General features: G+C 43.3%; 11 protein-coding genes. 9 read left to right on the top strand and 2 right to left on the bottom strand.

What is annotated here, in order from left to right:
• Positions 1–100: 100 nt before the first annotated feature.
• Entirely contained in the window at positions 101–883 is a 783-nt protein-coding gene (locus LC605_RS30310; RefSeq protein WP_229551132.1) for a hypothetical protein, read from the top strand.
• 58 nt (positions 884–941) lie between these two features.
• On the opposite strand, the gene LC605_RS30305 is transcribed toward LC605_RS30310, so the two are convergent.
• Both LC605_RS30305 and LC605_RS30300 read right to left on the bottom strand, forming a co-directional pair.
• Complete coding sequence (locus LC605_RS30305; protein ID WP_229551131.1) at positions 942–1,268, bottom strand: helix-turn-helix transcriptional regulator; 327 nt, start codon at positions 1,266–1,268, stop codon at positions 942–944.
• Between the two features lie 376 nt (positions 1,269–1,644).
• Entirely contained in the window at positions 1,645–1,794 is a 150-nt protein-coding gene (locus LC605_RS30300; protein ID WP_229551130.1) for a hypothetical protein, read from the bottom strand.
• A gap of 1 nt (position 1,795) precedes the next feature.
• Between LC605_RS30300 and LC605_RS30295 the strand changes: the two genes are divergently transcribed.
• From LC605_RS30295 to LC605_RS30260, 8 genes are all read left to right on the top strand, one after another.
• Positions 1,796–2,437, top strand: a complete 642-nt coding sequence (locus LC605_RS30295) for a hypothetical protein (RefSeq protein ID WP_229551129.1) — start codon at positions 1,796–1,798, stop codon at positions 2,435–2,437.
• 3 nt (positions 2,438–2,440) lie between these two features.
• Entirely contained in the window at positions 2,441–2,851 is a 411-nt protein-coding gene (locus tag LC605_RS30290) for a hypothetical protein (protein WP_229551128.1), read from the top strand.
• A complete protein-coding gene (locus LC605_RS30285; protein WP_229551127.1) occupies positions 2,844–3,047 on the top strand; it encodes a hypothetical protein in 204 nt (67 codons plus the stop codon). The genes LC605_RS30290 and LC605_RS30285 overlap by 8 nt, the downstream gene beginning before the upstream one ends.
• Before the next feature lie 17 nt (positions 3,048–3,064).
• Entirely contained in the window at positions 3,065–3,454 is a 390-nt protein-coding gene (locus LC605_RS30280) for a hypothetical protein (RefSeq protein ID WP_229551126.1), read from the top strand.
• A gap of 47 nt (positions 3,455–3,501) precedes the next feature.
• Positions 3,502–4,320, top strand: coding sequence for a hypothetical protein (locus LC605_RS30275; RefSeq protein ID WP_229551125.1), 819 nt, complete (start codon positions 3,502–3,504; stop codon positions 4,318–4,320).
• Positions 4,321–4,815: 495 nt separating this feature from the next.
• Positions 4,816–5,067: a hypothetical protein gene (locus LC605_RS30270; RefSeq protein ID WP_229551124.1), complete on the top strand. Its 252-nt coding sequence runs from the start codon at positions 4,816–4,818 to the stop codon at positions 5,065–5,067.
• Between the two features lie 97 nt (positions 5,068–5,164).
• Positions 5,165–5,530 (top strand): four helix bundle protein, encoded by a 366-nt coding sequence (locus LC605_RS30265; protein ID WP_229551123.1) that lies wholly within the window; start codon positions 5,165–5,167, stop codon positions 5,528–5,530.
• A 100-nt stretch (positions 5,531–5,630) separates the two neighbouring features.
• Positions 5,631–6,505, top strand: an 875-nt coding sequence (locus tag LC605_RS30260) for a DNA cytosine methyltransferase (RefSeq protein WP_229551122.1), incomplete at its 3' end; no start/stop codon positions are given.

Genomic DNA, 6,505 nt, shown 5'->3' with positions numbered 1-6,505 from the left:
TCTTATTGAGAATAAGATTCGTGCCACTTTTATTCCTCAAATATCCTTTTATGTATTATTTTATTCTTGTGATTTTCATTTATTACCGTAATAACCGCTTATGACAGTAAGGGGTGCGGAATGTGGGATCTACAGCCAACAACAGCTACAACACAAATCCATAGCACGCCTGAAGCAAATCTACAGCGAAATCGGCTGCACAGTCGAGGTAAGCGACAAGCGCTGCAAGGATTCTTGGATTAGAGCGATCGCCGATTACCAGTCCGCCCACCCTGAGAAATTCATCACCCCTGCCTCAATACCACTGACACCCATCGAAATCAGTTTTTACGACCACGAATACTACGCTGGGGATAAGTTGATCGCCGCAATCCGTTACGACAACGACCTAACGCGACCTTGGGTGGTGATGGTGAACAACAAGGAAGTCCACCGTGCTTCTACGAACATACTTTGTCACCATTACATCTGCTCACACTACAAAGACGGCACGCTACCAGTACAAGAAGAGGCAGGGGGGCAGGGCGCAGGGTGCAAGGGGGAAAGATTCTCTCCCATGCACCCCGCTCCCTGCTCCTTGTCCTCTTCCCCTACTGAGAACGCAATCATGGCGGAGATTTTCAACGAGTGCGAGAAATACGGCTTTGAAATCCTCCACGATGGGATCTACAACAACGAGGTGAAACTGGGCGAAGTCGGATGTACCGATGGCTCTTGGTGGGTAGTGGGTGCAGCAGAGCAGGAGCGCGTCGCCTGTCAGTCTGCCCTTGTTGCTGTTTGGCGGTTAGCAGTCGCACAAACCCAATTATTGAACCGCCGATTTGAGATGTTGACTCCGATGGATGGCAGTAGTTACGGGAGTATAAACGAGCTTTTGAACTAGTGGCGTAACAAAGGGGGCGATCGCATTGCTTTGGTCGGCGGGCGGTCGCTTCTAGCTTTTACGCTGCAAATAATAGATCAACTTCTGCACTTTCGCCCAGAATTTTCCTTCTATTCGCTAAAGTTTCTGTTTCTGCTTGAGAATTGAGAGTGACACCTTTTTCTATCCTTAATCTTTTGGGTGGCGAACCTTCTTCAAGCAAGTCTCCAGGCTTACAATTAAGGGCTTCACAGAATCTTGCTGCTGCATCTAATGTGAGTGATTTAACCTTATTTTGTTCAATTTTTTGGATGAACTGAGGACTATAACCAGTCTTTCTAGCTAGGTCATTCTGAGAAAGACCCGCAGCCTCTCTCAACTTTTTTAATGCGATAAACACAATCATCCTCTGCAAATAATACTCCGATTATAGTGGTACTACTATTAGATGTAAATATGTAGGACTTACATCTATTGGTATTAAAGTTGCTTATGTGCAACCAATAGTAGTATTACAAATTTCTATCTCAAAATAACTACCACCCCATTGACTACTACTAATGGATGTACTAACCTTGTGAAGGTGAGGGCAAGAAAAAACGAACCGTCTGCACCCGAACGCAATTAAGGGTTCGCAAGCCAAATTACCAAACATTGACTCATTCAACTAACTACAAAACCAAGTACCACCAGGAATAGCAGCCGTCAGCCAAACTTGTAATGCTCAAGGGGAGCAAAGATGATCGGGGTGACCTACCAAGTCTTAAAAAACTGGTTATTTGCTAATCAGCCTGTCTAGAAATCTTATTTGCAGCAAAACTGAATTCATTAGAGTGCCTTGTTCCTAACACAGCACTCTGCCAGAAAACAAAAGCGATCGCCCACCGTCCAAAGTTTGCGATCGCCTTTTCCCCGATTAAGGAGATTTCCATTATGAACCATGCAACACATACACAGCAAGCAATTCCTAGTTCTTCTCGTGACAAACAAGCCACAGTCCAAGCAGAAGTAAACCACCACCTCGCAACCCAAGCCCAAGCTGTAGCCCCCAGACAAAACCCCTTGACCAATCGTGACCGTCGCATCATTGGCGAGATAATTCAGGTGATACCCGAATCAGTTCGTACCATCTGGATTGAAGGTGGCATCACTGTATGGGTGCAGTTCCTCAATGGCGGACGTTTAGCCTTTGACCGGAATTGGTTCGCTTTAAGAGTGCAAGAGGTAGAAGCGACCTTACCAGAAGAAGTTTGCCCCACTGAGAACGCAATCATGTGCCAGATTTTCAACGAGTGCGAAAAGTACGGCTTTGAAATCCTTGACGATGGTATTTACAACAACGACGTGAAACTGGGTGAAGTCGGATGCACCAATGGCTCTTGGTGGGTAATGCGTATTGGGGAATGTCAGCAACTACCGTGTGATTCGGCAATGTCAGCAGTTTGGTGGCTGTCGATGGTGGACACTGTACCCCATGTAGAAGCGGCTGACTTTTCGGAACTGCTAGACCGACCGTTTGATGAATTGACAATCGAAGAATGGCAACGGTTACGGGAGTATGAGCCAGCTTTGTAACTAGTGGCGGCGTCTCGCACACAAGGCGATCGCTTGACAGACACCACCAACAGCGATCGCCAGCACATTCTCACCAATCATAAATCAATGCAACCCACAATTACGATACCCAAACACTGGGAATATCCGCGCTTTGCTTTGAATCAACGTACACAACAGGGCATCATTCTGGGGCTTCACTACTACCCCACTGGTACTGAATTAGCCGAACAATTTGGTCATGGTTGGCGCTACGCCCTGATGGATCGGAAAAATTCTGACGAATTATTCCACTTTGAAGAGAATCAAATTCAAACGCTCTCTCCAGAGGAATTAGTCTCACAAATCACCGCAGAGATTGAGTTTTATCAGTACCAAACAGCAATTCTCCAACAACAGTTAGCCGCAATCAGAGGAGGTAGCCCAAATGCCTAATACGGTTGACAGTAACTTTGACCGTAGAGCGAATCATCTGCTGCGTTTACTTCAGCTTTGTGGCGGTTGCGTTCCTCTGCATTCTCTCCAATTCCAAGTATCAAACTCAGTTATTCAAACACTGCTGGATAGAGAAGTGGTGCAAGTACAAAACACTGGATGCGGCTTTTTGTTGGAGATTGCAGAGGATTGTTAATTCCAAAGGAGAAAATTATGAAACTTTACACCAGAACTATTCCAGCAACATTACCCGATTGGGCAACTGTCATTACAAAGAGCGCAGATTTGTTTGAGATTGAAATTAACGATGAACATCCTGATTTTCAATCACTACTTGAAGAGTTAGAAACGGAAATTGAACCAGGAACCATCGGGGTGAAAGCCAGACATTTATGTTCCAGACTCGGCATAGAAATGTCTAATCCCAATCTCAGCCAATTACTTGAAATTGCCCAAACCCTGATATCCCTTATTGCTTGCCATCCAGACTACAAGCAACTGTTGGACGAGGGATACACCCCTGATTTAAATATTGCCGATGCTCAAACTGCGCTTATTTATTTGCAATGGGAGCTAGACCGCAATCAGCAAGATTCTGTTTAGAAAGCTCTCTTCCACTACAAACCACTAATTATCACCACCAAAAAAACATGACTACTGAAATCAAACTAGGTTTATGCCACCCACCATCACCGATTTATCTCTACGTCAAAAACGGAGAATTAAGCGGTGAATCCTATCTCTGGTATCACTACGATATGGATAAGGATAAAACGATTCCTGTTCTAGAAAGAGGGCTAACTGGTTATATATCAGAACTGAGATTAACGACGAAAGAATTTAAAGGCAAAGACAACATTAAGTTAGACATCGTTGTCAGAGCCGATGAAATTTACATTGTCAGAACTGGCATAGAAACCAACTTTTCTAAAACATTCCTCTTAGCTGCATCCCAAGTTCAAGATTTTGAGAAACCGCTAATTATTTCTGTTGCTGCTGGAGAAGAAAACGTAGTGTTTTGTCGGCTTTACGATGCAGTAACGCGTGTACGTATTCGTAGAGAATGGGATAAAGATGCAGACTGGGCAACTATCATTCATGATATTCAATTTCGCTTAAGTGGCACTTCATCCACACCGAAACTTAGCGTAGTTCCTCAAGCAGTACACACACAAGACATACGAGTAAAACAGATTCGCACCTTGCTTGATTATCCCCTCGATTTGGTCAGAGAGTGGTTGGAATTTCAAAATGCTACTAATCCCAGTCAATTAAATATCAGCAAGATTGATGAACTGATAAAAACGATGTGTTTGGCTTGGGCATCTGATAAGTGTGAGCATCCAAATCAAGCGGAATCTTCTTATCAAAAAGAAGTGATTAATGCTGTTGCTAATGGGGCTGATGAGTTAACAGCAATCAGCGCATGGATGCAACAGGTGCAAGCCGTGAAAACTGGGGCAGTGTAAATCAAGAGTCAGGATTCAGAAGAAGTTTTATTTCTGAATCCTGAATTAATCAGATAGGAATTAAACCATGAAAGTCACTCGCTTCGCTCGAATTCAAAATTATCAATTCAAAATTCAAAATTAATACCCCATGCATAAATGCAGGGGCTTGAGCAACAAGTTTATAAATATTTATCTCCATAAATAAATTTAGGGGCTTCTACCTGAATTAATTCAAAATTACTGAGCTATTCTTCAATTTTGAATTTTGAATTTTGAATTTTGAATTGTTTCGGTCATTGTCACAGTAGTAGATAAAATCATCAGCGTTGCGCACCTAAATATTCCTGATGGGCTGTCAGAGTCGGCAATTAAGCAGCACATTACAGACCTCTATAACAGTGGAGAAATGCTGATTGACTTGAAGATTGCTCAGGTGGACTTTGAATCTATCAGCGCTCGAATTGTACATCAAGAGTTTTCTGCCAAGTCTGCACAGATTTAGGAGTGAATCAGATGAATACAAAATGGACTTACGAAGAAATAGCAATCATTGAAGAAATGGCTTGTCTCTACACTGTTAAGCAAATAGCTTATCGCCTCAAAATCAAAGGATACACCCGCTCAACATCAGCTATTCAAAACAAATTACGCTTTTTAGGATACTCCGCACGTCCCATTGTTGATAATTACAACTGCTGCGAAATTGCCAGAGTTCTGCAACTCAATTCAGCAACTGTTTGGAGTTGGGTAAACCCCTTCGGGTAATTCAAAATTCAAAATTCAAAATTCAAAATGTAAGAAGAGTAGTTTATTAATTTTATCCATGAAATAATCACAATTATAACAGAGGGAATAAAAAGCAATGAGTCAACAAAAAGATATTACAGATAGAACATTCAATTTTGCCGTTAGAATAGTCAATTTATGCAAAGTATTAGATGAAAAACCAGGAGTAGGACGAGTTTTGTATAAACAATTAATTAGGTCTGGAACCTCTATAGGGGCAAACGTCGAAGAATCTCAATCTGCTCAAAGCAAAGCTGATTTTGTACATAAACTAGAAATTGCTCTTAAAGAAGCTAGAGAAACAAGATATTGGCTGAGAATCATGATAAGTACCCAAATCATAGAACCATCAAAATTGTCGTCCTTGCTAACTGAAAGCGAAGAACTCATCAAAATAATCGCATCAATAATAGTCAAAACCAAGCAAAACAATCCTAAATAATTTTGAATTTTGAATTTTGAATTTTGAATTGTTAACGTATTAAAAACCGCATTGCTGCCATTGATAAAAACGCTATCGAATACCTAGTCGGGAAGTTGGAATGACACAGCAAATTACCACCCTCAAAACTCAAAAAGTCCTTGACCTCTGCTCTGGTATTGGTGGCTTTACCCTTGGTCATCTGATTAGTGGCGGTTTTGAAACTGTGGCATTTTGCGAGATTAATCAGTACTGCCAGCAGGTGTTAGGTCTACGCTTCCCACAAATTCCAATTATCCCGGACATTCATGATATTACAGTTGAGTCTTTGGCAAGAATCGGAGTTGGAAATATTGACGGCATCATCGCCGGACTCCCTTGCCCTCCCTTCAGCCTCGCCGGAAAACGTCTTGCCTCGAAGGACGAGCGCAATCTCTTCGGCGAATTCTTCAGAGTCCTTTGCTGTGTTCGACCAGACTGGGCGATTGTGGAAAACGTTCCCGGACTCATCACTGCTGAAGGGGGTGAATTTTTCCGTGCCGTACTCTGGCAGTTTACCTCGTTGGGGTTCGATGTCGAATGGGGAATTATTTCTGCTGCATCCGTGGGGGCTGTCCACAAGCGAGAAAGAGTTTGGATTATTGCTACCAACTCCCAAAGCGACCGACGGGATACATCCTGGAGTCACTACGAGAAAGCCGGGACAAACCTTGCATCTATCGGCGGCGGTGATGCTACCCACGCCAATTGCCAGCGACTGGAAAAGCGGCAGCCCCTACCAGTTACACAAACAGCGTCCGCCCAATCTCAAGGATGTAGCCGCAGGATTGGATATAGCGACTTCTCGCGCCCTCAATCCTCATTTAGTAGAGGCAATGATGGGTTTCCCGCTCTTCTGGACAGATGTTTGCTTACACACACAGAGATTGATAGCTGGCTCACCGCAGCCACAATCCCCACTTTCAATCGGCTCAGTCGTGGCGAGATTGCAGCACT

It is taken from the genome of Nostoc sp. CHAB 5836 (assembly GCF_020829445.1).
Lineage (GTDB): Bacteria > Cyanobacteriota > Cyanobacteriia > Cyanobacteriales > Nostocaceae > Nostoc.
This window is presented reverse-complemented; position numbering and strand designations above follow the sequence as displayed.